The sequence below is a fragment of the Microbacterium horticulturae genome, assembly GCF_029094505.1.
Classification (GTDB): domain Bacteria; phylum Actinomycetota; class Actinomycetes; order Actinomycetales; family Microbacteriaceae; genus Microbacterium; species Microbacterium horticulturae.
On record NZ_CP119108.1, the window covers coordinates 2572220 to 2593869 of the forward strand.

Consider the following 21650-nt stretch of genomic DNA (forward strand, 5'->3'; position numbering starts at 1 on the left):
GGGGTCACTTGCCGAGGAGGCCGTTCCACTTGTCGGTGAAGGCCTTCACGTCGGCGTCCGAGGTGATCTCGTACGGCACGCGGATGATCGCCTTCTCACCGGCCTTGTCGACGATCTCCTGGTAGGTGTGCCGCCCTTCGACCTGCTTGACGCTGTCGCGGTACGCGGTCAGGCCACCCTCGGCGACGGCGTTCTGGCCCTCCTCCGAGAGCACGAAGTCCAGGAACAGCTTCGCGGTGTTCGCATGCGGCGCCTTCGGGGCGATGCCGATGCCGCGCCCGAGGACGACGGTTCCATCCTTCGGGTAGACGAACTTGAAGATGCCGGACGCCTTCTCTTCCTGCGGGAAGGCCACGGCACTGGAGATGAAGAATCCGGCGAGGTACTCACCCGAGGTGATCTTGTCGATCTGCGTGCCCGACGAGGTCTCGGGGCGCGCGGAGGGCAGGATCTTCTCAAGCGACGCCCACGCGTCCGGGTTGCCGTCGACGAACCCCTTCGAGACGGTGAAGCCGAACGAGCCGCTGACGTCACGCGTGGTGATCTTGTTCTTGAACTTCGCCGGGTCGGCCTGCACGAGCTTGGCGAGGTCGGCGATGCTGGTCGGGTCGCTGCCCAGCAGTGAAGCGTTGTATGCGAGGCCCACCGGGTCCATCGACATCGCGGCCACACCCGGCAACAGCTGTGCGTAGTCGGGCAGTTTCGCCATCTCGGGCGAGGTGTAGTCCAGCACGCGGTCGGGCTCGCTGGCGTATTTCGCCCAGGCCTGCACGGCGTTGGTGACGAGGATGTCGGCCGGAGCGTTGCCGGTCGACATCTCGCTGAGCTGCTTCTGGAACACCTCATCGCTGTCGAGGTTGTTCGCCGAGATCTTGGTGACGAACGGGTACTTCTTCTTGAAGTCGCGGAAGATGGGCGCCCAGTTCTCCTGATCGGTGTTCGAGTAGATCGTCAGCTCGCCACCCTCCTTCTTGGCGGCGTCGACGATCTTGCCGTAGTCCGACGGATAGTAGCTCGGCCAGGTGCCCTGCTCGATCTTGTTCACCGGCGCTTTGGTGCCCGAGTCCGAAGAGCACGCGCTCAGCGTGGCGGCCATTCCGAAGACCGCCACCGAGGCGACGGCGAGCGTCGACCAGCGGCGGACGCGGTTCGGCTGTGACGAACGCGACAGACGGTTCATGGTTTCACTCCCTTGTGATGCAGTCGGGACGATGGTCACCGCCCCCGAACGCGAACAGACTACGGTTATAACTAAGCCTCGTCAACAGTGATCTGAGTTTCGTGTACTTTCCGCTGGTTTTGTGCGTTTTGCTCAGGAGCCGCGAGAAATCAACGTTCCAGCCCCATTCGAGGTTATAACGAGTGCTGCTCGTATGTTATAACGGAGGAACGAATCCACCCGACGATGGGCCCTCGATGAGCGCACTCACCTCCGACTACTCGGTCAAGAGCGACTTCGCGTATGCGGTCGTGCGCGACCGGATACTGACGCACGAGTACCCGCCCGGCGGCACCTTCAATCAGGCGAGCCTCGCCCTCGAGCTCGGCATCAGCACGACGCCGCTGCGCGAAGCGCTGCGCAAGCTGCAATCCGAGGGACTGGTCGAATTGGGCGCGCATCGGGATGCTGTCGTGACGCGCCTCACCGTCGAAGAGGCGCGCGATCTGCTCGAGATGCGCCTGGCGCTCGATCCGCTGGCAGCAGGCCTGGCGGCTGAGCGCCGCACCCGCGACGACATCGCCGCGATCCGCGCGGCCTCCGACATCCACGCCCTCCCCGGTCATCCGTCCATCGACCAGCTCGTCCGGCACCGCCGCTTCCACCAGGCGATCTACCGCGCGTCGCACAACGACGTGCTGATCTCGATGCTCGACGCCCTGTGGGACAAGTCCGACCGCTATCGGCTGGCAGGACTCCGCCGCGACCGCGACGACGAAGAGCTCCGCCGGAAAGACGCCGAGCATCACCGAATGATGATGTGCGTCATCGCGGGCGACACGGCCGCTGCCACGGAGGTGACGCGCCGGCACATCGAGTCCAGCCTGGCGGTGACCGCCGCCCAGCTTCTCAGCGACGACTCCGACGAGACCTGATCCGAACGAAAGGCACGACATGACGACATCCACCGCCGATCTGTGGGACGAGCGCGGCGACAGCCTCGCCTCGCTGACCACCCAGTTCCGCGATTTCGGGGCGCAGACCCGGTTCTCGGGGCCCGCGCGCACCGTGCGCTGCCTCGAAGACAACGTGGTCCTGGCGAATCTGCTCGAAACGCCCGGCGACGGCGCCGTGCTCGTGGTCGACGGCGCGGGCTCGCTCGCCTGCGCGCTGATGGGCGACCGCATCGCGGGGCTCGCCGTCGCCAACGGCTGGGGTGGTGTGATCATCAACGGCGCGGTCCGCGACAGCGTTGCCCTTGCCGCTCTGCCGATCGGCATTAAGGCGCTCGGCACGAACCCGCGCAAGAGCGGCAAGGGCGGCGTGGGCGACCTCGACGTCGGGGTGCAGATCGGCGGCGCACTCATCCGCCCCGGAGCGATGGTGCACGCCGACGAAGACGGCGTCGTCGTCGAGGTCTGATATGGCCGTCCCCGCACCGCAGATCGCCCTGGTCGGCGCCGTGGCCGCCGCCGCGCCGCCGGCCACGGCCGCCTTCGCCGCGGCGTTCCCCGAAGCGCGCACCTGGAACATCCTCGACGACCGGCTCATCGCCGACGCGCTCGACGCCGGCGGCGTGACCGACGAACTGGCCGGCCGCATGGCGGCGCTCATCGAGTACGCGATCTCGCGCGGCGCGGACGGGGTCCTGCTGACGTGTTCGATGTACGGGCCGGTGGCGCACGCCGCGGCAGCGGGGGTGCCGGTGCTGGCCGCCGACGACGCGGCGTTCGCCGACGCGGCCGACGGCGACTTCTCGCGCATCGCACTGGTCGCGTCGCTGCCGCTGCCCCTGGCGGACGCCCGTGAACGCCTCGATGCGTTCCTTGCCGAGCGCGGAGTGCGGCTCGACATCGTCGACGTGCTGGCCGAGCAGGCCGCGGATGTGACGGGGGATGCCGCGGCCCTGGCCGACGCGGTCGAGGCCGCCGTTCGCGGCATCCCGAACCTCGACGCCGTGCTGCTCGCTCAGTATTCCGTATCGCCTGCCGCCGACGTGCTGGCCGAACGACTGGGGATCCCCGTGCTCGCCGGCCCCGTCCGCGCCGCTGCACGCCTGCGCGAGACCCTGCTGGGAGCGGCACCGTGATCGGGGCGGTCGCCGACGACCTCACCGGAGCGACCGACGTCGCCGCCGCGTTCCGATCGGCGGGCCTGCGCGTGGGGCTGTTCTTCGGCGGCATCGACGCTGCCGACAGCACCGACGGTCTGGACGCTGTCGTCGTGGGCCTGAAGACCCGCACCGTGCCGGCCGCCGACGCCGTCGAACGCTCGGCGCAGGCGGCGCGCACGCTCGTCGCGCACGGCTGCGACCAGATCTTCTTCAAGTACTGCTCGACGTTCGACTCGTCGCCGGCCGGCAATATCGGACCCGTCTCCGACGCTCTCGCCGCCGAACTGAGGAGCGGCCCTGTCGTGTTCGCCCCGACCACCCCGGTACAGGGCCGCACGGTCTACCAGAGCCACCTGTTCGTCGGCGACGTGCTGCTGTCCGACTCCCCGATGCGCGACCATCCGCTCACGCCGATGACCGACGCCGACCTGCGACACGTGCTGCAGGCACAGGCCACGCGCCGGGTGGGATCGATCCCGCTGCAGGTCGTGCGCACCGGCGGCGACGCGGTCGCTGCCGCTCTCCGCGCGGCGCAGACGGAGGGCATCGAAGACGTGATCGTGGATGCCGTCGACGACCTCGACCTCGACACGGTCGCCGCGGCCGTCCGCACGAGTCCGCTCGTCACCGGCGCCGCCGGTCTCGCGGCGGCGCTGGCGCGGGCACATGCGTCGGCGTCGACGGCGGATGCCGACGACCTCGACACCGACGAGCGCCTCGACGACGCCCGCACCGTCGCAGCACTGGCCGGCAGCTGCTCGGCACGCACTCGCGAGCAGGTCGCCCGGTGGCGGCAGTCACGACCTGCGTTCTGGCTCGATCCGGTGGCCACGCCCGACAGCGCAGCGCTCGCCGAGGCAGCCCTCTCGTGGTTCGACACCGTGCGCGACGACGGCGTTCCCCTGATCTACTCCACGACCGATCCCGACACACTGCGCCGCGCGCAGGCCGCGCTCGGCGCCGCGCACGCCGCCGAGATCGTCGAGACCGCGCTCGGGCTGGTCGCGGTCGGGCTGGTGCGCCGGGGCGTGGACCGGCTGATCGTGGCCGGTGGCGAGACCTCGGGCGAGGTCGTGCGCGCGCTGGGCATCGGCCACGGACGGGTCGGTGCACAAGCCGCTCCGGGTGTGCCGTGGATCTTCACCGAGTCGCCCGCTCCGCTTGCCGTGCTGCTGAAGTCGGGCAACTACGGCGACGCCGATCTTCTCGTGCGCGCCGCGCAGGTGAACCCATGAGCGCGGAAGATGCCATCCGCCGCGAACTGGTCGCCGCAGCGCACTCGGCGTTCGCCCGCGGACTCACGCACGGATCGACCGGCAACATCAGCGCCCGCGTCGATGGTGATCGGGTGCTGATGACCCCGACCGGGTCGAGCCTGGGCTCGGTCACCGCCGACTCGCTCTCGGTGCTCGAGCTGTCGGGTCGGCATCTGGACGGCCCGCCGCCGACGAAGGAGTCATTCCTGCATCTCGCCGTGCTGCGCGCGCGGCCCGACGCCGGCGCGATCGTGCACACGCACTCCACGCATGCCGCGGCGGTCTCGTGCCTGGCAGACCTGGACCGCGCCGATGTGCTGCCGCCGTACACCGCCTATTACGCGATGCGCGTGGGCGCCATGCCGCTGATCCCCTACTTCCCGCCCGGCGACCGGGGTCTCGGCGACGCCGCCGAGCACCTCGCCGTCGGCCACCGCGCGCTCTTGCTGGCCAACCACGGTCCGATCGTGGCGGCCTCCGACGTCGGCGCGGCCATGGACGCCGCGGAGGAGATCGAAGAGAACGCCCGGCTCTTCTTCCTGCTCACCGGCCGCCGCACGCGGCCGCTGTCTCCGGAACAGGTACGGGCACTGGCTCCGTCCCGGCGCTGAGCGGCGCGGCGACGGCGCCCGCGCCGCGGATATACTCGCACTGTCCGGCCGGGCGGCGCCGCCCCGCGATCTCTCCTGGCCGGTGCTCGAAAAAGGGGCACGAAGCGCGCGACGCAGCGGGCGAGACACATACGGAACCCTCCGTGTCTCGAAAGGCCTTCGCCATGCCCACCGTCTCCGCCCACGTCGCCTCGACCCTCGCGCGCCACATCGACCACGTCTTCGGGGTGATGGGCAACGGCAACGCCTACTTCCTCGATGCGCTCGAGCGCCAGAGGGCGGCGGCGACCTACACGGCCGTGCGCCACGAGGCCGGTGGCGTCGTCGCCGCCGACGCGCACTTCCGCGCCTCCGGGCGCATCGCCGCCGCCACCGCGACCTACGGCGCCGGCTTCACCAACACCCTGACCGCGTTGGCCGAAGCGGTGCAGGCGCATGTTCCGCTCGTGCTCGTCGTCGGCGACGAGCCTACGAGTGGCCCGCGGCCCTGGGACGTCGACCAGATAGCGATGGCCTCGGCGGTCGGCGCCCGTACCTACACGGTCGGACGGGCGGATGCCGCAGCCACGACCGTCATCGCCATCGAGCACGCCCTCGCCTACCGTGTGCCGACGGTGCTCGCGATCCCCTACGACGTCGCGGCCCTCGAGGCCGGCCCCGTGCCGGAAGCGCCCGAGCCGGTGCTGCCCGCTCCCCTGCAGCCCTCTCCGTTCGGGGCTGTTGAGATCAGGGCGCTCGCCCACGCGCTCGCCGGGGCGACCAAGCCCTTCCTGCTGGCCGGCCGCGGCGCCTGGCTCGCCGGCGCCAGCGAGGCGCTGGGCCGGCTGGCCGCGCGGACCGGCGCGGTGACGGCATCCACCGCCCTCGGCCGAGGCATCTTCCCCGACGCGCGCTACGACCTCGGGGTCACCGGCGGGTTCGGTGCCGACGGTGCGATGGCGCTCGTGCGCGAGGCCGACGTCGCCGTCGTGTTCGGCGCCTCGCTCAACCAGTTCACGATGCGCTTCGGCGAGCTGTTCGCCCCCGGTACGCGTGTCGTTCAGGTCGACACCGCTCCCACCGCCACGCATCCGCACGTGGGCTCGTTCATCCGCGGCGACGCGGCGGTCGTGGCATCCACCCTCGTCCACGAGCTCGACGCGCTCGACGCCGCCCCCAGCGGATGGCGTGAGCAGATCGACCTCTCCGCGCTCACGGCGCGCGACACCGGCGACGAGCTCGCGCCCGACGGACGCCTCGACCCACGCGCGGTGGCGCGCCGCATCGGCGCGCTGCTCCCCGAAGATCGCGTGGTCGTCTCTGACGGCGGGCACTTCATCGGCTGGGCGAACATGTACTGGCCGGTCGCGTCGCCCGACCGCATGATGATGGTGGGCACGGCGTTCCAGTCGATCGGGCTCGGCTTCCCCTCGGTCGCCGGCGCGGTCGCCGCCAAGCCCGAGGCGACCGTCGTGCTGACCACCGGCGACGGCGGCGGGCTCATGGCGATCGCCGACCTCGAGACCGCCGTGCGCACCGCCGGCGGACGCGGCCTCGCCGTCGTCTGGAACGACGGCGCCTACGGTGCCGAGGTCAATCTGTACGGACTGAAGGGGCTGGCAACAGCCCCCATGCTGATCCCCGACGTCGACTTCGCGGGGGTCGCGACGGTACTGGGCGCCGAGGGCGTCGTCGTGCGCTCCCTCGCCGACCTCGACCGGCTGGCCTCGTGGGCGGAGCAGCCGGCCGCCGAGCGCCCGTTCCTGCTGCTGGACTGCCGTGTCTCGCCGCACGTGATTGCGCCGTACCAGCAGGAGATCATCCGCGTGAACTCCTGATCGCGCGCTTCGCTCCCGGCGTGCGGCGTGCGGCCCGGCCGCGCCCCTGCCCCCGGACTCGATGACTTGCCGCAAATGGCGGGTGCTGCGGCATCCACACCCGCCATTTGCGGCAAGTCATTCGAGAGGGCTGGCCCTCGCGTCGATGCGCTCGCGCGGGGCTCCGAGGCCTCGCGCGGTCTCGGTGAACGCGCGGCGCGAACCGTGGGCGAACAGGCTGCGTCGGGTCAGGATGCCGCGGGCACCATGTTCTGCGCGAAGAAGGCCGCCAGCTCGTCGGTCGCCGCAAGCGGCAGCACCGCGGCGACGTACTGGTCGGGCCGCACGACGACCACGACACCGTCCCGCGACAGCCCGCGCCTGGCGAAGATGTCGGTGCCCGAACCCCCGGCGTAGACCTTCTCCCAGTTCATGAGGCCGAGCGTTCCGCAGCGGGGACGGAAGACCTCGGGCGCAGCGAGCACGTCGATCTCGTCGAACGGCTGCTGGTAGACGACCTTGACGTCGAAGACGGCGTCCGCGTCAGCCCCGGCCGGGGTGTACCGCACGATCGGCGAGTCGGCCGAGCGCAGCATCCACTCCCCCCAGTCGTTCACCGCAGAGTCCTCGCCCTGACCGGCCGCGTCGGCGAACACGTAGACGCGCCAGCGTCCGTCGGCGAGGTGATGGTGGCCGACGTGTTCGACGTTGCCGTCCGAGACCCGCACGACTTCGGCCGATGTGAAGCGCTTGCCGATCGGGTAGCCGACCGCAAGCTCCTGATGCGCGGCATCGCCCGTGATCATCGACGGGGTGTACTGGGTCATGAATCCCGACGGGAACTCGCTGGTGGCCATGTAGAAGTTGGCGAGCTCCTGCGGGTCGTCGATCTCTTCGGGCTTGCGCGCCATGAGTGACGACCACTGCCGGTCGAAGTCGATGAGCTGCTGGGCGACCGGCTGACGCTCGGCCGAATAGGTCGACAAGAGCTCCTCGGGGCTGCGGCCGGTGAGCACCGACCCGAGCTTCCAGCCGAGGTTGAAGCCGTCCTGCATCGAGACGTTCATGCCCTGCCCGGCCTTGGCGGAGTGCGTGTGACACGCGTCGCCCATGAGGAAGACGTGCGGCGCGTGGTCGGCGTCGACGTCCACGTCGTCGAACTTGTCGGTGACCCGGTGGCCGACCTCGTACACGCTGTACCAGGCGGCCTGCTTCACCTCGATCGTGTACGGGTGCAGGATCTCGTTCGCCCTCGCCACGATCGTCTCCAGAGGCGTCTTGCGCACCTCGTGATGGTCGTCTTCGGGAACCTCGCCGAGGTCGACGTAGACGCGGCTGAGGTAACCCCCCTCGCGCGGGATGTGCAGGATGTTGCCGGCCTCGGAGTTGATAGCGCACTTGGTGCGCCAGTCGGGAAAGTCGGTCTCCACTGTCACGTCCATGACGCCCCACGCGTGCTCCGCGAGCTTGCCGATGTGCTTGCGACCGATCGACTCGCGCACGCGGCTGCGCGCGCCGTCGGCGCCGCCGACGTACTTGGCGCGGATCGTCCGCTCCTCGCCCGCGCGCTCTCCGGCGACGTAGCGCACGGTCACCTCGACGGGGTACTCCCCCGTCTCGTGCACGGTCAGACCTGTGAACTCGATGCCGTAGTCGGGCGTGATGCGGCCGGGCCCGCGCAGCGCGGCTTCGGCGAAGTAGTCGAGCACGCGTGCCTGGTTGACGATCAGGTGCGGGAACTCGCTGATGTCTTTGGCATAGTCGGCCTGGCGGGTGGTGCGGATGATGTTCTCGGGATGCTGCGGGTCGGGCGTCCAGTAGTTCATCCAGGCGATGTTGTAGGCCTCCGCGATGATGTGCGGACCGAACCCGAACGCCTGGAACGTCTCGACGCTGCGGGGCTGGATGCCGTCGGCCTGGCCGAGTGCGAGGCGCCCGTCGCGCCGCTCGATCATGCGCGTGACGACCGTCGGGAACTGCGACATCTGCGCGGCCAGCAGCATGCCCGCCGGGCCCGAGCCGACGATGAGCACATCGACCTCGTCGGGCAGGTCGGTCGGACGGTCGATCCCAGTGCCGGCGGCGGGGAGCACGCGGGGCTCGCCCGAGACGTAACCGTTGTGGTGGAACTGCATGGATTCTCCTCGGCGTTGAGGGTGTCACTTCTGACATCGGTGTTCTATATTGGAACGCGACACTCTACTATTGAACACGATCGTATACGAATGGCGGGCATCGTTCAAGGCCCGCGATCGGAGGACCATGCCCGGCACGCCGACGGACACCCCTGCCAGCCAGACGCTGAGCCGCGGCATCCGGATCCTCGAGATCCTCAGCGACGCGGGCGAGCCCCTCGCGATCGACGAGGTCTCCCGCCGGCTGGACGTGCATCGCTCGGTCGCTTACCGCCTCGTGCGCACCCTCGAGCACCATGGACTCACCTCGCGCACCGATGCCGGGCGCATCGAACTGGGTGCGCGGCTGGCCGCCTTGGCCGCCGGGGTAGCCCGCGACCTGCAGTCCGAGGCTCTGCCCGAGCTCACGGCCGTCGCCAACGACGTGGGGCTCACCTGCTTCCTCGTGGTGCTCGACCGTGACGAGTGCGTGACCCTGACCAGCATCGAGCCCCGGCACGCGGGCGCGTCCGTCGCCCAGCGGCCGGGGTCGCGGCATCCCCTCGGCATCGGCGCACCCGGGCGTGCGGTGCTGAGCCTGCTCCCCCGCGCGCAATGGCCCGACACGATCACGCCGCAGATGGAGCGTCAACTGCACGAGGCCGAGGCGGCCGGCTACATGGTCAGCAACGACGAGGTGATCCCGCACCTGCACGCGGTCGCGGTGCCGCTCCCTCTGCGCGGGCACGCACCCGCGGCGATAGCGGTGGTGTCGCTGGGCGATCAGCGCCGCGCCGCCGCGCTCGCCGCGCGCCTGCAGCAGGCCGCCGACGCGATCCGCGACTCGATCGGCGGGTGAGGTGCGGGGGCGCGCTCGCCCCGCTCCGCCCGTGAGAGCTCCCTCCCCGTGAGAGTGCAGCGGATGGACGAGAGAGCGGTTGCTTCCCTACTCCTCGTCCACCCGCTGCACTTTCACCGATCATGGGGTGGCGAAGGGGTGGATGCCGCAGCCCCCGGCCCGGGGCAGCCACCCCCTTCGCTCCTCGCGTCAGACGCGGGTCATGCCGTGGATCTGGCCGCGGGCCTGCTCATCCTCATGCTCGGGATCCAACGGGATTCCCGTGCGGTCACGCAGCAGCAGCGTGGCGATGAAGGCCAGCACGACGACGCCGGCCAGATACCAGGTGATGCCCATCGTCGAACCGGTCGCCTGGAAGATCGCCTGCGCGATCAACGGCGAGAACGCCCCGCCGAGCACGGCGCCCAGCGCGTAGGAGATCGAAACTCCCGAGAACCGGATCGAGGCGGGGAACAGCTCCGCGTACAGCGCGGCTTGCGGGCCGTAGGTGAGGCCGAGCCCGACCGTGAGGATCACCAGCGCCGCCAGCAGCGACCACAGCGTGCCGATGTTGGTCAGCGGGAACAGCAGGAACACCCCAATGAACAGCGAGATCCACCCGACGATGTAGGTGTTTCGCCTACCGATCTTGTCGGAGAGCCATCCGCCGAACCAGGTGAACACGAGCCAGGTCACGCCCGAGATGGCGACGATCCAGAAGACGGAGCCCGGGTCGAGCTGCAGCGGACCCTTCGGGTCGGTGGCGTAGTGCTGCACATAGCCGCCGGTGGTCATGTAGCCGACGGCGTTGTTGCCGGCGAACACGAGCGCCGCGACGACGACGAGCAGCAGGTGGTGACGCACGAGCTTCACGATCGGCATGCGCGTCTCGGCCTTGCGCTCGGCGATCTCTTCGAACACCGGGCTCTCTTCGACGCGACGCCGCACCCAGTAGCCGACGCCGATCAGCACGATCGACAGCAGGAACGGAATGCGCCAGCCCCACTGCCCGAACGCGGTGTCGGCGAGCGGGATGTCGGATCCGGCCGGCACCCCCGGGAAGATCGCCTCGACCACGGCAAGCACCATCGACGCCAGCAGCAGGCCGATCGGCACGCCGATCTGCGGTGAGGCGCCGAACAGACCGCGCTTCTTCTTGGGGGCGTGCTCGACGGCCATGAGGACAGCGCCGCCCCACTCACCGCCGGCCGAGATGCCCTGGACGACGCGGAGGAAGATCAGCAGAATCGGAGCCCACACCCCGATCACCGCGTGCGTGGGAAGCAGACCGACGAGGGTCGTGGCTGCGCCCATGAGCAGCAGGGTGATCACGAGCATGGGGCGGCGGCCGATCTTGTCGCCGAAGTGGCCGGCCAGGAACGCACCGAGCGGACGGAACAGGAAGCTCACGCCGACACTGAAGAACGACACTATCTGCGCGAATTCCTCCCCCATCGGCTCGAAGAAGAGCGCGGCGAACACGGTGGCGGCCGCGAACGCGTAGATGAAGAAGTCGTACCACTCGACGGTGGTGCCGATGACGGTGGCGAAGACGACTCTGCGCCGGTCTGCCGGCGACGCGATGGTGCCGGTCGGGGTCAACCCCTCGGGCTGACCGGGTGCGGGTGCACTCATGGGAGACTCCTGTGTCTATTGGGACGACTCTGTCGGGGCGGAAAACATCCGCAGGCTCCCGATAATATACGATTTGAGATACAACGCAAGGGCGCGATACCTCTTGCCAAGCCGCCCGGGATTGTATACGATTTCAGATATCTCACCAGGCGAGGGAGCTCATGAGCACTGACAGTACACCGACGACGGATGCCGCAGACCCGCGTTTCGCCGGCCTTCCGGGCCGGCCCGGCAAGATCATCGCCGTCCACCTGAGCTATGCGTCGCGTGCCGACCAGCGAGGGCGGCGCCCGGCATCCCCCTCCTACTTCTTCAAGCCGTCGAGCTCGGTCTCGGCCACCGGCGCGCAGATCGAGCGCCCCGCCGGCACGGAGCTGCTCGCGTTCGAGGGCGAGATCGCCCTCGTCATCGGCACGGCGGCCCGCCGCGTACCGCTCGCGCAGGCGTGGGACCACGTCGCCTGGGTGACGGCGGCCAACGACTTCGGCGTGTACGACCTGCGTGCGAACGACAAGGGCTCGAACGTGCGCTCCAAGGGCGGCGACGGCTACACGCCGATCGGCGCGCATCTCATCGACGCCCGCACCGTCGATCCCACCGCGCTGCGACTGCGCACCTGGGTCAACGGCGAGATCGCGCAGGACGACTCCTCCGCGGGCCTCATCTTCTCGCTCGCGCAGTTCGTCGCCGACCTCTCGCAGCACTTCACCCTCGAGCCCGGCGATGTGATCCTCACCGGCACGCCCGCCGGGTCGTCCGTGGTCGTGCCCGGCGATGTCGTCGAGGTGGAGGTGGATGCCCCTGCTGCCCCCGGAGCGCCGAGCTCGGGGCGTCTTTCGACCACCGTGGTGCAGGGCGAGCACGGCTTCGACGGGGCGCTGGGATCGCTGCCTTCGGCCGACGACACGCAACGCGAAGACGCGTGGGGTTCGCGCGAGGCCGCAGGGCTCGAGCCCGCGTTCGCGCTCACACCCCAGCTGCGAGCGAAGCTCGAGAAGGCACCGGTCGCGGGCCTGTCCGCCCAGTTGCGCAAGCGCGGACTCAATACCGTGCTCATCGACGGCCTGCAGCCGATGCACCCCGAGGCCAAGCTCATCGGCACGGCGAAGACACTGCGTTTCGTGCCTGGTCGCGAAGACCTGTTCACGAGCCACGGCGGCGGCTACAACCCGCAGAAGCAGGCCTTCGACGCCGTGAAGAACGGCGAGGTGATCGTCATCGAAGCACGCGGCGACGCCACCGCGGGAACGCTCGGCGACATCCTCGCTATCCGCGCGAACGCCGCGGGCGCGGCGGGCATCGTCACCGACGGGGCCGTACGCGACTACGACGCGGTCGCGGCCGTCGGCCTTCCGGTCTTCTCGAAGGGCTCGCATCCGGCGGTGCTCGGCCGACGCCACGTCGCTTGGGATCACGACCTGACCATCGGCTGCGGCGGTGCGACCGTGCAGCCGGGCGATGTGATCGTCGGAGACAGCGACGGCGTCATCGTCATCCCGCCGGCGCTCGTCGAAGACGTCGTCGATGCGACCCTCGCCCAGGAGGAGAAGGACGCGTGGATCGCCGACCGGGTGGCCGAGGGCAACCGCATCGAGGGCCTGTTCCCGATGAACGCCGAGTGGGCGCAGCGTTACGCACAGGAGGCCGCCCATGAGTGACACCGTCACGGCGAGCAAATCCGAGCGCGCGTACGACCACATCCGCGAGCGCATCACGCGGCACCAGTACACGCCGGGCTACCGTCTCGTGCTGGGCACCATCGCCGAAGAGCTCGAGATGAGCGTCGTGCCCGTGCGCGAGGCCATCCGCCGGCTCGAGGCCGAGGGGTTCGTCACGTTCGAGCGCAACGTGGGCGCCCGGGTCGCCGTTCCCGACGAGTCCGAATACGTCCACACCATGCAGGTGCTCAGCCTCGTCGAGGGGTCGGCGATCTCGACCGCGGCGCCGCTGCTGGGCGCCGACGACCTCGCCGAGGCTCGCCGCGTGAACCATCAGATGCGCCAGCTCATCGACCACTTCGATCCGCACGAGTTCACGCGGCTGAACCAGCGCTTCCACACGATTCTGTTCGAACAGTGCCCCAACCCGCACCTGCTCGAACTCGTGCACCGCGGCTGGCGTCGCCTGCCCAGCGTGCGCGACTCGACGTTCACGTTCATCCCCGAGCGCGCCGGCCACTCGGTCGACGAGCACGACGAGATCGTGACGCTCATCGAAGACGGCGCCGACCCGCTCGAGATCGAGCTGGCCACGCGCAACCACCGACTGCGGACCCTCGACCAGTTCCTCGAGGCCCGCCACCCCGACACCCATCAGTAGGAGAACCCATGACCGACACCGCTGTCTCCACCCGGCACGTCCCCGCCGACCTGCCCACCCGCATCCAGCACTACATCGACGGTGAGTTCGTCGACTCGCTCGACGGCGACACGTTCGACGTGCTCGAACCCGTGTCCAACGAGGTGTATCTGCAGGCCGCGTCGGGCAAGAAGGCCGACATCGACCGCGCCGTCGCCGCGGCGAAGAAGGCCTTCGACGAGGGTCCGTGGCCGCGGATGCTCCCCCGCGAGCGCTCGCGCGTGCTGCACAGGATCGCCGACATCGTCGAGTCGCGCGATGAGCGTCTCGCCGAGCTCGAGTCGTTCGACTCGGGCCTGCCGATCGCCCAGGCCCTCGGCCAGGCACGCCGGGCGGCCGAGAACTTCCGCTTCTTCGCCGACCTGATCGTGGCGCAGGCCGACGACACCTTCAAGGTGCCGGGCCGTCAGATCAACTACGTCAACCGCAAGCCGATCGGGGTCGCCGGGCTCATCACCCCGTGGAACACGCCGTTCATGCTCGAGTCGTGGAAGCTGGGCCCGGCCCTGGCCACCGGCAACACCGTCGTGCTCAAGCCGGCCGAGTTCACCCCGCTGTCGGCGTCGCTGTGGGCCGGCATCTTCGAAGAGGCAGGGCTGCCGAAGGGCGTCTTCAACCTCGTCAACGGCTTCGGTGAAGAGGGCTTCGCGGGCGATTCGCTCGTCAAGCACCCCGACGTGCCGCTCATCTCTTTCACGGGCGAGAGCCGGACGGGCCAGATCATCTTCGGCAACGCCGCACCGTTCCTGAAGGGGCTGTCCATGGAGCTGGGCGGCAAGTCGCCGGCCATCGTCTTCGCCGACGCCGACCTCGACGCCGCGATCGATGCGACGATCTTCGGCGTCTTCTCGCTCAACGGCGAGCGCTGCACGGCCGGGTCGCGCATCCTCGTCGAGCGCTCGATCTACGACGAGTTCGTCGAGCGGTACGCCGCGCAGGCGAAGCGCGTCAAGGTCGGTTACCCGCACGAGGCCGACACCGAGGTGGGCGCGCTCGTGCACCCCGAGCACTACGACAAGGTGATGAGCTACGTCGAGATCGGCAAGCAGGAGGCGCGCCTGGTCGCCGGTGGTGGCCGCCCCAAGGGCTTTCCCGAGGGCAACTTCGTGGCCCCCACAGTGTTCGCCGACGTCAAGCCGGATGCCCGCATCTTCCAGGAGGAGATCTTCGGACCGGTCGTGGCGGTCACCCCGTTCGACAGCGACGAAGAGGCCCTCGAACTGGCCAACGGCGTCAAGTACGGCCTGGCCGCCTACGTCTGGACCAACGACCTCAAGCGCGCACACAACTTCGCTCAGGCGATCGATGCCGGCATGGTGTGGCTCAACTCGAACAATGTGCGCGACCTGCGCACCCCGTTCGGCGGCGTGAAGGCCTCGGGCCTCGGGCACGAGGGCGGTTACCGCTCGATCGACTTCTACACCGAACAGCAGGCCGTGCACATCACCCTCGGCAAGGTGCACAACCCGACGTTCGGCAAGCAGGAACACCACACCGAGGTCGACCTCGACGACCCCGACCCCCGCTGAACCAACCACCCACCCATCCACCGGTCGTTGAGCGAGGGCCGCAGGCCCGAGTCGAAACGACACCCGCGACCGTTTCGACTCGCTTCGCTCGCTCAACGACCGACAACACGCAAGGACGCTGACATGACCGACCGCAAAGACATGACCCTGACCTCTTCGGGCTTCTTCGTATCCCAAGAGGCTCCGATCAGCTGCGAGAACCCCACTCCCACCCCGACCTCCCCGGCCCCCGACATCCTGCGCTGCGCGTACATGGACCTCGTGGTCACCGACCTGAAGCGCTCGCGCGACTTCTACGTCGACGTCCTGGGCCTGACGGTGACCGAGGAGGACGAGAACACCGTCTACCTCCGCTCGCTCGAGGAGTTCATCCATCACAACCTGGTGCTGCGTCAGGGCCCCGTCGCCGCGGTGGCCGCATTCAGCTATCGGGTGCGCACGCCCAAGGACCTCGACCGCGCCGTGGCGTTCTACGAGGAATTGGGATGCCGCGTCGAGCGCCGCGCCGAGGGCTACACGAAGGGCATCGGCGACTCGGTCCGCGTGACCGACCCGCTCGGCTTCCCCTACGAGTTCTTCCACGACGTCGAGCACGTCGAGCGGCTCGCGTGGCGCTACGACCTGTACACGCCCGGCGCCCTGGTGCGCCTGGACCACTTCAACCAGGTCACGCCCGACGTGCCTCGCGCGACGAAGTTCATGCAGGACCTCGGCTTCCGCGTGACGGAAGACATCCAGGACGAGGACGGCACCGTCTACGCCGCGTGGATGCGCCGCAAGGCCACGGTGCACGACACCGCGATGACCGGCGGCGACGGACCGCGCATGCACCACATCGCGTTCTCGACGCATGAGAAGCACAACATCCTCGCGATCTGCGACAAGCTCGGCGCGCTGCGTCAGTCGGACTGCATCGAGCGCGGACCGGGTCGCCACGGCGTCTCGAACGCTTTCTACCTCTATCTGCGCGACCCCGACGGGCACCGCGTCGAGATCTACACGCAGGACTACTACACCGGCGACCCCGACAACCCGGTCGTCACCTGGGACGTGCACGACAACCAGCGCCGCGACTTCTGGGGCAACCCCGTCGTGCCCAGCTGGTACACCGACGCGTCGCTCGTGCTCGATCTCGACGGCACCCCGCAGCCGGTGCGCAAGCGCGAAGAGGCCAGCGAGCTCGAGGCCACGATCGGCGCCGACGGGTTCTCGTACACGCGCCGCGGCGACGAGGGCGAGATGCCCGAGTGGAAGCAGGGCGAGTACAAATTGGGCCACCAGCTGTAGAGGACGAGGGAGAACAGGATGCTGGACCCCGAGACCATCGCGCAGCTCGCCGACGAGCTGGCGGCGGCGGACCGCGACAAGACGGTCATCCCCCGCATCACCGCGCGCCACCCCGATGCCACCATCGACGACTCGTACGCGATCCAGGGCGTCTGGCGCGACACCATGCTCGCCTCCGGGCGACGTCTGGTCGGCCGCAAGATCGGGCTGACGTCGAAGGCCATGCAGCAGGCCACCGGCATCACCGAGCCCGACTACGGCGTCATGTTCGACGACACCGTGTACGACACCGGCGCGCAGATCGAGTTCGACCGGTTCTCGAACGTGCGCATCGAGGTCGAGCTGGCGTTCGTGCTGAGAGAGCCGCTCGAAGGCCCGCACTGCACGCTGTTCGACGTGCTGCGCGCGACCGAGTACGTCACCCCTGCGCTCGAAGTGCTCAACTCGCACATCGAGTTGGAGGGGCGCACGATCGTCGACACCATCAGCGACAACGCCGCCTACGGCGGGATGGTGCTCGGCGGCATCCCGATGCGACCCGACCAGATCGATCTGCGCTGGGTCTCGGCGATGCTGTACCGCAACGAGCAGATCGAAGAGACCGGGGTGGCTGCGGGCGTGCTGAACCACCCCGCGACCGGAGTCGCCTGGCTCGCGAACAAGTTCCACCAGCACGGCGCGCGGCTCGAGGCGGGCGAGATCATCCTGGCCGGGTCGTTCACCCGGCCGATGTGGGTGCAGCGCGGCGACAGCGTGCTGTGCGACTACCGAGAGATGGGGACCATCACATGTCGCTTCGTCTGACGGGTACCTTCCGCGACGCGCTGGCTGCGGCATCCCGCCCTCTCGTGGGCATGTGGGCGTGCACCGGCAGCCCCGTGCTCGCCGAGGTCGACGCTGGATCGGGCCTGGACTGGCTGCTCATCGACGGCGAGCACGGACCCAACACCCTCGAGTCGATCCTCGTACAGCTGCAGGTCGTGGCCGCCTACCCGATCTCGCCGCTCGTGCGGGTGCCGTGGAACGAGCCCGTGTTCATCAAGCAGGTGCTCGACATCGGCGCGCAGAACCTCATCGTGCCGATGATCTCGTCGGCAGACGAGGCCGCGGCCGCCGTCGCGGCGACGCGATATCCGCCCGCCGGCTTCCGTGGGGTCGGCAGCGCCTTGGCGCGCAGCGCCCGCTGGAACCGCGTCGACGGCTACCTGGGCGACGGGTCGTCGCACGTGTCGCTGACCGTGCAGATCGAGAACGCCGCAGGGGTGGATGCCGCGGCCGCCATCGCCGCGGTCGACGGGGTCGACCAGGTCTTCGTCGGCCCCTCCGACCTTGCCGCGTCGATGGGGCTGCTCGGGCAGCAGACGCATCCGGAGGTGGTGGATGCCGTGCACCGCACCTTCGCCGCCGTCCATGGCGCCGGCAAGAAGGTCGGCGTGAACGCGTTCGACCCGGCTGCGGCCGAGGCGTACCTTCAGGCGGGCGCCGACTTCATCGCGGTCGGCGCCGACGTGGCGATGCTCGCCCGCGCGGCCGAGGGGCTCGCTGCCCGGTTCATCCCCGCTGCCGATCGCACCGAGCGCGCCTCGTACTGACCGGGCGCGCCGACGAGACGGGCGTGCCATCCTGATCACATGAAGAAATGGATCGTGCGGTTCGTCACGCTGCTGGTGTTCAACATCGTGGTGCTGCTGATCATCGGCCTGCTCACGCCCGCGCGCGTGGGCTGGTCGGCGCTGTGGGCGGGCATCATCATGACGGTGCTGGTGATCTGGGTGAAACCGCTCGTGTCGAAGTGGTTCCGCTCGATGGCCGCGAAGTCGGCGAGCGAGCGGACCAGACTCGGCGAGAAGCTCGTGCAGGCCCTACTGGCGGTCGCGGTCGCCTTCGTCGTCTGGATGGGAACGGTGCTCTTCTCGGGAGTCTCGGTGGCGGGATGGGTCTGGGGCTGGATCATCCCACCGGTCATCCTGCTGATCGGTTGGGCGGTCTACGACGCCATCGACGGCCGCGTCGAGGCCCACGCCGGAGCCCTGTACGACCGCGCCACCGGTGGACCGGCGGTGGATGCCGCGCCCGCGGCGCCCTCCGAAGCGCAGAAGCTCGGGCGCCGCGAGCTCGACGACGGCCTGACCGACGAGCAGCGCAAGCTGTTCGACGACCTCGGCTGACCTCCATGGGGCAGAGCCGGGGACGCCGCGGCATCCCCGGCTCTCGTCATTTCGGGTCGCGTCCACGCACCTGTGCCAGCGGCATCCACCCTCGCATGCCGCACGAAATCAGGTGTTCTCGCGAAATCAGGCCAATCCGGACGTCGATCTTCCTGAACTCGCGAGAACACCTGATTCCGATCAGAGTGTGAGCGAGGACGGGACGGGTGGATGCCGCGACACGCCCCACCCCGGCCGCCGCAGCCCGGCGCCCCGCCCCGCCCCGGCCGATCAGCCCGCGGCGCGCTCCGCGGCCTCGATGACGTTGGTCATCAGCAGCGCAACGGTCATGGGTCCCACGCCGCCCGGGTTCGGCGACAGGTAGCCGGCGACCTCGGCCACGGCCGGGTCGACGTCGCCGTAGACCTTGTTCTTGCCGGTCTCGGGGTCGGTCTCACGCGTCACGCCCACATCGAGCACGGCGGCTCCCGGCTTGACGTCCTCCGGGCGCACGATGTGCTTGACGCCGGCCGCTGCGACGATAACGTCGGCCTGCCGCAGATACGACGGCAGATCCACCGTGCCGGTGTGGGTCAGCGTCACCGTCGCGTTGATGTCGCGGCGCGTCAGCAGCAGCCCGATCGATCGGCCGATCGTCACGCCGCGTCCGACGACGACCACGTGCTTGCCCTTCAGGTCGTAGTCGTTGCGCAGCAGCAGCTCGATGACCCCGCGCGGCGTGCACGGCAGGGGCGTGGTGATCGGCGCGTTGACGTTGAGCACCAGGCGCCCCAGGTTGGTGGGGTGCAGGCCGTCGGCATCCTTGGCCGGATCGATCCGCTCGAGGATCGCATCGGTGTCGAGATGCTTCGGCAGCGGCAGCTGCACGATGTACCCGTGGCAGGTGGGGTCGGCGTTGAGCCGGTCGATCGCCGCCTCGACCTCTTGCTGCGTCGACTCGGCGGGCAGCTCGACCTGGATCGAGTTCATCCCGATCGCCTCGGACTGCCGGTGCTTCATGCCCACGTACAGCTGCGATGCGGGATCGCCGCCCACGAGCACCGTCGCGATGCCCGGCGTGACACCGCGTTCCTTGAGAGCTGCGACCCGCTCGGCCAGCTCCTGCTTGATCGCCGCGGATGCGGCCTTTCCGTCCAGCTTCACTGCGGTCATCGTGGTCTCCTCGAGTAGGGGTTCATGTTCGCCGCCCTCCTCCACCGTGAGAGTGCACCTGGTGGACGAGAGATAGGGAAACAACCTCTCCTTCGTCCACCAGCTGCACTCTCACCGAAAGAGGAGGGAGGGTGGATGCCGCGGGCCGCGGCGCGGTCGGCGAGTGCGGCCCAGCAGCATCCCCCGGACTACTGCTGCAGGTCGGGGTACAGCGGGAAGGCCGCCGTCAGCGCCGCCACGCGGGTGCGCAGAGCGGCGACGTCGGGGTTCGGCTTGAGCGCCTGCGCGATGACGTCGGCCACCTCGGTGAACTCGGCGTCGCCGAAGCCGCGGGTCGCCAGCGCCGGGGTGCCGATGCGCAGGCCGCTGGTCACCATCGGCGGGCGCGGGTCGTTGGGCACCGCGTTGCGGTTCACCGTGATGTGGATATCGTGCAGCAGGTCTTCGGCCTGCTTGCCGTCGATGGGCGCCTCGCGCAGATCCACGAGCACAAGGTGCACGTCGGTGCCGCCCGAGCGGACGGCGACCCCGGCATCCTTCACATCCTGCTGCGACAGGCGGTCGGCGATGATCGCGGCGCCCGAGATGACGCGCTCCTGGCGCTCTTTGAATTCCGGCGTGCCGGCGATCTTGAACGCGGTGGCCTTCGCGGCGATCACGTGCATGAGCGGGCCGCCCTGCTGGCCCGGGAAGACGGCGCTGTTGATCTTCTTCGCGATATCGGCGTCGTTGGTGAGGATGAAGCCCGAGCGGGGGCCGCCGATCGTCTTGTGCACGGTCGACGAGACGACGTGCGCGTGCGGCACGGGCGACGGGTGCACACCGGCGGCCACGAGGCCGGCGAAGTGCGCCATGTCGACCCACAGGTAGGCGCCGACCTCGTCGGCGATCTCGCGGAAGCGCGCGAAGTCGAGGTGACGAGGGTAGGCCGACCAGCCCGCGATGATCACCTTGGGCTTGTGCTCAAGCGCGAGGCGGTGCACCTCTTCCATGTCGATGAGGCTGGTCTCGGGGTCCACGCCGTAGGCGACGATGTCGTACAGCCGGCCCGAGAAGTTGATCTTCATGCCGTGCGTGAGGTGACCGCCCTGGTCGAGCGACAGACCCAGCAGCGTGTCGCCGGGGCGGGCGATGGCGTGCAGCACGGCGGCGTTCGCCGTCGCGCCCGAGTGCGGCTGCACATTGGCGAACTCGGCGCCGAACAGCTCCTTGGCGCGGGCGATGGCCAGTTCCTCGGCCACGTCGACCTCTTCGCAGCCGCCGTAGTAGCGGCGGCCCGGGTAGCCCTCGGCGTACTTGTTGGTGAGCACCGAGCCCTGCGACTGCAGCACCGAGACGGGCACGAAGTTCTCAGAGGCGATCATCTCGAGGTAGCCGCGCTGGCGTTCGAGCTCACGCTCGAGCACCTGGGCGATCTCGGGATCGACCTCCGACAGGGGGGCGTTGAAATAGCGGTCGGTCATGGCGTCTCCTCGACTCGGCAGTGCACAGCGGATCGGAATCACATCGGCCCAGGCGTGCGGTCGAATGCCGGTCGGTCGCTCCCCGGTGGTGGTCCACCTCAACGCCAGTCGCGACCCCCCGAGCATACCCGATTCCCGCCCTGGCACACGGTGTCAGAGTTTGTTAGCGTT

19 protein-coding genes and 1 riboswitch are annotated in these 21650 nt (G+C 69.3%); of the genes, 14 read left to right on the forward strand and 5 right to left on the reverse strand.

Annotation, left to right across the window (positions count from 1 at the left end; genetic code table 11):
- Window positions 1–4: 4 nt before the first annotated feature.
- Window positions 5–1180, reverse strand: coding sequence for an ABC transporter substrate-binding protein (locus PU630_RS12300; protein ID WP_275277353.1), 1176 nt, complete (start codon window positions 1178–1180; stop codon window positions 5–7).
- Window positions 1181–1416: 236 nt separating this feature from the next.
- Between PU630_RS12300 and PU630_RS12305 the strand changes: the two genes are divergently transcribed.
- From PU630_RS12305 to PU630_RS12330, 6 genes are all read left to right on the forward strand, one after another.
- Window positions 1417–2094 (forward strand): GntR family transcriptional regulator, encoded by a 678-nt coding sequence (locus tag PU630_RS12305; protein WP_275277354.1) that lies wholly within the window; start codon window positions 1417–1419, stop codon window positions 2092–2094.
- 19 nt (window positions 2095–2113) lie between these two features.
- Window positions 2114–2581: a ribonuclease E activity regulator RraA gene (gene rraA, locus PU630_RS12310; RefSeq protein WP_275277355.1), complete on the forward strand. Its 468-nt coding sequence runs from the start codon at window positions 2114–2116 to the stop codon at window positions 2579–2581.
- Between the two features lies 1 nt (window position 2582).
- Complete coding sequence (locus PU630_RS12315) at window positions 2583–3248, forward strand: hypothetical protein (protein ID WP_275277356.1); 666 nt, start codon at window positions 2583–2585, stop codon at window positions 3246–3248.
- Window positions 3245–4507: a 3-oxo-tetronate kinase gene (gene otnK, locus PU630_RS12320; RefSeq protein ID WP_275277357.1), complete on the forward strand. Its 1263-nt coding sequence runs from the start codon at window positions 3245–3247 to the stop codon at window positions 4505–4507. Before PU630_RS12315 ends, otnK begins: the two co-directional genes overlap by 4 nt.
- Complete coding sequence (otnC, locus tag PU630_RS12325) at window positions 4504–5139, forward strand: 3-oxo-tetronate 4-phosphate decarboxylase (RefSeq protein WP_275277358.1); 636 nt, start codon at window positions 4504–4506, stop codon at window positions 5137–5139. Before otnK ends, otnC begins: the two co-directional genes overlap by 4 nt.
- A 164-nt stretch (window positions 5140–5303) precedes the next feature.
- A complete protein-coding gene (locus tag PU630_RS12330) occupies window positions 5304–6956 on the forward strand; it encodes a thiamine pyrophosphate-binding protein (protein WP_275277359.1) in 1653 nt (550 codons plus the stop codon).
- A gap of 227 nt (window positions 6957–7183) precedes the next feature.
- On the opposite strand, the gene PU630_RS12335 is transcribed toward PU630_RS12330, so the two are convergent.
- On the reverse strand, window positions 7184–9070 hold the full coding sequence (locus PU630_RS12335; RefSeq protein ID WP_275277360.1) for an FAD-dependent monooxygenase: 1887 nt from the start codon (window positions 9068–9070) through the stop codon (window positions 7184–7186).
- Window positions 9071–9197: 127 nt separating this feature from the next.
- Between PU630_RS12335 and PU630_RS12340 the strand changes: the two genes are divergently transcribed.
- On the forward strand, window positions 9198–9908 hold the full coding sequence (locus tag PU630_RS12340) for an IclR family transcriptional regulator (protein WP_275277361.1): 711 nt from the start codon (window positions 9198–9200) through the stop codon (window positions 9906–9908).
- 189 nt (window positions 9909–10097) lie between these two features.
- Here PU630_RS12340 and PU630_RS12345 read toward each other — a convergent pair whose 3' ends face one another.
- Window positions 10098–11522 (reverse strand): MFS transporter, encoded by a 1425-nt coding sequence (locus PU630_RS12345; RefSeq protein WP_275277362.1) that lies wholly within the window; start codon window positions 11520–11522, stop codon window positions 10098–10100.
- A 161-nt stretch (window positions 11523–11683) separates the two neighbouring features.
- On the opposite strand from PU630_RS12345, the gene PU630_RS12350 reads away from it, so the two are divergent.
- The 7 genes from PU630_RS12350 (at window position 11684) to PU630_RS12380 (ending at window position 18864) form a co-directional block, all read left to right on the forward strand.
- Entirely contained in the window at window positions 11684–13180 is a 1497-nt protein-coding gene (locus PU630_RS12350; RefSeq protein ID WP_275277363.1) for a fumarylacetoacetate hydrolase family protein, read from the forward strand.
- The gene (locus PU630_RS12355) at window positions 13173–13841 is read left to right on the forward strand and encodes a GntR family transcriptional regulator (protein WP_275277364.1); all 669 of its coding nucleotides are present in this window, start codon (window positions 13173–13175) and stop codon (window positions 13839–13841) included. Before PU630_RS12350 ends, PU630_RS12355 begins: the two co-directional genes overlap by 8 nt.
- An 8-nt stretch (window positions 13842–13849) precedes the next feature.
- The gene (gene hpaE, locus PU630_RS12360) at window positions 13850–15409 is read left to right on the forward strand and encodes a 5-carboxymethyl-2-hydroxymuconate semialdehyde dehydrogenase (protein WP_275277365.1); all 1560 of its coding nucleotides are present in this window, start codon (window positions 13850–13852) and stop codon (window positions 15407–15409) included.
- Between the two features lie 123 nt (window positions 15410–15532).
- A complete protein-coding gene (gene hpaD / locus PU630_RS12365; protein WP_275277366.1) occupies window positions 15533–16696 on the forward strand; it encodes a 3,4-dihydroxyphenylacetate 2,3-dioxygenase in 1164 nt (387 codons plus the stop codon).
- An 18-nt stretch (window positions 16697–16714) separates the two neighbouring features.
- Window positions 16715–17500: a 2-oxo-hept-4-ene-1,7-dioate hydratase gene (gene hpaH / locus PU630_RS12370; protein ID WP_275277367.1), complete on the forward strand. Its 786-nt coding sequence runs from the start codon at window positions 16715–16717 to the stop codon at window positions 17498–17500.
- Window positions 17485–18288: an aldolase/citrate lyase family protein gene (locus PU630_RS12375; protein ID WP_275277368.1), complete on the forward strand. Its 804-nt coding sequence runs from the start codon at window positions 17485–17487 to the stop codon at window positions 18286–18288. Before hpaH ends, PU630_RS12375 begins: the two co-directional genes overlap by 16 nt.
- 39 nt (window positions 18289–18327) lie before the next feature.
- Entirely contained in the window at window positions 18328–18864 is a 537-nt protein-coding gene (locus PU630_RS12380; protein WP_275277369.1) for a hypothetical protein, read from the forward strand.
- Window positions 18865–19134: 270 nt separating this feature from the next.
- Here the strand turns inward: PU630_RS12380 and PU630_RS12385 are convergent, their stop codons facing one another.
- Complete coding sequence (locus tag PU630_RS12385) at window positions 19135–20016, reverse strand: bifunctional methylenetetrahydrofolate dehydrogenase/methenyltetrahydrofolate cyclohydrolase (protein WP_275277370.1); 882 nt, start codon at window positions 20014–20016, stop codon at window positions 19135–19137.
- Between the two features lie 188 nt (window positions 20017–20204).
- Window positions 20205–21479, reverse strand: coding sequence for a serine hydroxymethyltransferase (glyA, locus tag PU630_RS12390; RefSeq protein WP_275277371.1), 1275 nt, complete (start codon window positions 21477–21479; stop codon window positions 20205–20207).
- Between the two features lie 39 nt (window positions 21480–21518).
- Window positions 21519–21601, reverse strand: a riboswitch (ZMP/ZTP riboswitch).
- Window positions 21602–21650 lie beyond the last annotated feature (49 nt).

Excerpts from the sequence above, each read along its gene's own strand:
- PU630_RS12300 (WP_275277353.1), bottom strand. The coding sequence starts at position 1,180 with ATGAACCGTCTGTCGCGTTCGTCACAGCCGAACCGCGTCCGCCGCTGG.
- PU630_RS12355 (WP_275277364.1), top strand. The coding sequence starts at position 13,173 with ATGAGTGACACCGTCACGGCGAGCAAATCCGAGCGCGCGTACGACCAC.
- PU630_RS12340 (WP_275277361.1), top strand. The coding sequence starts at position 9,198 with ATGCCCGGCACGCCGACGGACACCCCTGCCAGCCAGACGCTGAGCCGC.
- PU630_RS12375 (WP_275277368.1), top strand. The coding sequence starts at position 17,485 with ATGTCGCTTCGTCTGACGGGTACCTTCCGCGACGCGCTGGCTGCGGCA.
- hpaD (WP_275277366.1), top strand. The coding sequence starts at position 15,533 with ATGACCGACCGCAAAGACATGACCCTGACCTCTTCGGGCTTCTTCGTA.
- rraA (WP_275277355.1), top strand. The coding sequence starts at position 2,114 with ATGACGACATCCACCGCCGATCTGTGGGACGAGCGCGGCGACAGCCTC.
- glyA (WP_275277371.1), bottom strand. The coding sequence starts at position 21,479 with ATGACCGACCGCTATTTCAACGCCCCCCTGTCGGAGGTCGATCCCGAG.
- PU630_RS12380 (WP_275277369.1), top strand. The coding sequence starts at position 18,328 with ATGAAGAAATGGATCGTGCGGTTCGTCACGCTGCTGGTGTTCAACATC.
- PU630_RS12350 (WP_275277363.1), top strand. The coding sequence starts at position 11,684 with ATGAGCACTGACAGTACACCGACGACGGATGCCGCAGACCCGCGTTTC.
- PU630_RS12335 (WP_275277360.1), bottom strand. The coding sequence starts at position 9,070 with ATGCAGTTCCACCACAACGGTTACGTCTCGGGCGAGCCCCGCGTGCTC.
- PU630_RS12330 (WP_275277359.1), top strand. The coding sequence starts at position 5,304 with ATGCCCACCGTCTCCGCCCACGTCGCCTCGACCCTCGCGCGCCACATC.
- PU630_RS12385 (WP_275277370.1), bottom strand. The coding sequence starts at position 20,016 with ATGACCGCAGTGAAGCTGGACGGAAAGGCCGCATCCGCGGCGATCAAG.
- hpaH (WP_275277367.1), top strand. The coding sequence starts at position 16,715 with ATGCTGGACCCCGAGACCATCGCGCAGCTCGCCGACGAGCTGGCGGCG.
- otnC (WP_275277358.1), top strand. The coding sequence starts at position 4,504 with ATGAGCGCGGAAGATGCCATCCGCCGCGAACTGGTCGCCGCAGCGCAC.
- hpaE (WP_275277365.1), top strand. The coding sequence starts at position 13,850 with ATGACCGACACCGCTGTCTCCACCCGGCACGTCCCCGCCGACCTGCCC.
- PU630_RS12305 (WP_275277354.1), top strand. The coding sequence starts at position 1,417 with ATGAGCGCACTCACCTCCGACTACTCGGTCAAGAGCGACTTCGCGTAT.
- PU630_RS12345 (WP_275277362.1), bottom strand. The coding sequence starts at position 11,522 with ATGAGTGCACCCGCACCCGGTCAGCCCGAGGGGTTGACCCCGACCGGC.
- PU630_RS12315 (WP_275277356.1), top strand. The coding sequence starts at position 2,583 with ATGGCCGTCCCCGCACCGCAGATCGCCCTGGTCGGCGCCGTGGCCGCC.